This is a genomic window from Frankia canadensis, assembly GCF_900197875.1.
Lineage (GTDB): Bacteria > Actinomycetota > Actinomycetes > Frankiales > Frankiaceae > Frankia > Frankia canadensis.
Window position 1 is genome coordinate 1 of record NZ_FZMO01000011.1, and the last position, 2,132, is coordinate 2,132.

Genomic DNA, 2,132 nt, shown 5'->3' on the forward strand with positions numbered 1-2,132 from the left:
TGCCCGTCTCGGTGGCACCCGACGCGTCCGCCCCGCCTCCGCCGCCTCCGCCGAGTCCGGGGCCGACGCGTCGGGTGCCACCGAGACGGGCACGATGGCCGCGGTGCCGGCGAGCCGTGAGCGGGTCACGGAGCTGCTCGCCGACCACCCCGACGTCGTCGTCTGCAACCACAACGCCCCCGAGCAGGTCGTCGTCGGCGGCCCCGGCGAGGCGGTGGCCGCGTTCGTGCGCCGCTGCGCCGACGAGGGGCTCGACGCCCGGACGCTGCCGGTGTCCGCCGCGTTCCACACGCGCTACGTCGCGCACGCCGTCGACCGGTTCGCCGCGGCGCTCGCCTCGACCCCGGTCGCCGAGCCGTCCGCGCCCGTCTACCCGAACACCGACGGCGCGAGCTACGGCGCGGACCCAGCCCCCAACGCCGCCGTGCTCGCCCGCCAGCTGCTCGAACCGGTCGAGTTCGTCGCCGCCGTACGCGCCGCGCACGCCGCCGGCGCCACCGTGTTCGTCGAGTTCGGCCCGAAGCAGGTGCTCACCCGGCTCGTCCGTCAGATCCTTCCCGACGCCGGCGTCGTCGCGATCGCCACCGACGCCGGACCGCTCGGCGACAGCGACGTCACCCTGAAGGCCGCCGCCGTCCAGCTCGCCGTGCTCGGCGTGCCGCTGGCCGACATCAACCGCTACCAGGCGGAGCCGCCCGCGGCCGTCACCACCAAGGGCCCGACGGTCACCCTCTCCGCCCCCGAGTACACCCCGCCGACCCGCCGCGACGCCTACGCCGCCGCCCTGACCAGCGACTACCGCCTCTCCGTGGCCGCGATCCCCGTGCAGGCCCCCGCCGCGAACGCCGCCGCTCCCGCCGTCACCCCGTCCACCACGGCTGACACCGCTGCCACGGTTGCCAGGGCTGTGACCACGCCGCCCCCGGCCGCGACCGCCCCGGCCGTGGCGTCCTCGGTCGCGGCCGGGGCGGCGGACCTCGTCGGTGCGAGCGGTGTGCACACGAACGGCGCGCACACGAACGGCGTCCACACCGGCGGTGCCCATGCGAACGGTGCCGGCGCACTCGGCGCCCCAACGAACGGAGCGTCCGTGACCGGCCAGACCGTGACCAGCGCCGAGGTGAACGGCGCGACCACGATCGGCGCCCTCGCGCACGGTGGGGTGGACGACGCGCACCCCTACGGCGCGCCGGTCGGCGTGGGCGGTGCGATCCCGGCCGTCAGCCCGGACGACGTCCTCGCCCAGCAGGTCAACCTGCACGCCGTCTACCTCACCGGCCAGCTCGACGTGGCCAGCCGCCTGGTCGACGCGCTGCACGAGTACCAGCGCGGTGGTCGCGAGGACCCGCGGTTCGCCGACGCCATCGCCACGGTCGCGAACCAGAGTGTCGTGATCGGCCAGACCCATGCGCAGGCCAACGACGTGCTGGCCCAGCTCGCCGAGCTGGAGCTGGCCACCCTCGACCCGACGGCCCCCGGCGCCGTGGGCCGGCGGGTTCTCCGTCCGCCCGCCCGCCGCGGCGCTGGGAGCCCGCGCCCTGGCGCCCCGCGCCCTGCCCACCGCGCCGCCGCTGAGCGCCCCTGTCCCAGCCCCCTCCGCACCCGTCGTGCCGAGCGTGCCCTTCGCGCCGTTCGCGCCGTCCGTTCCCGCCGCGCCGACCGGCCCTGCGCGGGTCCCCACTCTTCCAGCGCCCGCGCCGGCCCCCGAGCCTGCCGTGCTCGACCGGGACGCGGTGCGCTCGACGCTGATCGATGTCGTCGCGGAGAAGACGGGCTATGCCCCGGACATGATCGACACCGGGATGGATCTGGAGGCGGATCTCGGGGTTGACTCGATCAAGCGGGTGCAGGTGCTCGGGGCCTTGCGGGAGCGGTTCCCGCAGGCGCCGACGGTCGGCCCGGAGCAGCTCGCCGAGCTGCGCACGCTGGACCAGATCACCGAGTACGTCGCCGCGTCCCTCCCGGCGACACCCGACGCGGCCTCCACTGCCGCTGCTACCGCCACCTCCGCCGGCACCGCCACTCCCGCCCCTGCCGCTCCCGTGGCCGGGGCGCCCACCTCGCCCGCGACCGGCGGCGTGGCGCTCGACCGGGACGCCGTGCGGTCCGCGCTGGTGGACGTGGTGGCGGAG

General features: G+C 76.7%; 2 protein-coding genes. Both read left to right on the plus strand.

Features of this window, described 5'->3' with window-relative positions; all coding sequences use genetic code 11:
• On the plus strand, window positions 1-1,831 hold a 1,831-nt coding region (locus tag C1A33_RS35530; RefSeq protein ID WP_207770110.1), incomplete at its 5' end, for an acyltransferase domain-containing protein.
• The coding region (locus C1A33_RS35535) for an acyl carrier protein (RefSeq protein ID WP_207770111.1) at window positions 1,788-2,132 on the plus strand (345 nt) is incomplete at its 3' end. The genes C1A33_RS35530 and C1A33_RS35535, both read left to right, overlap by 44 nt.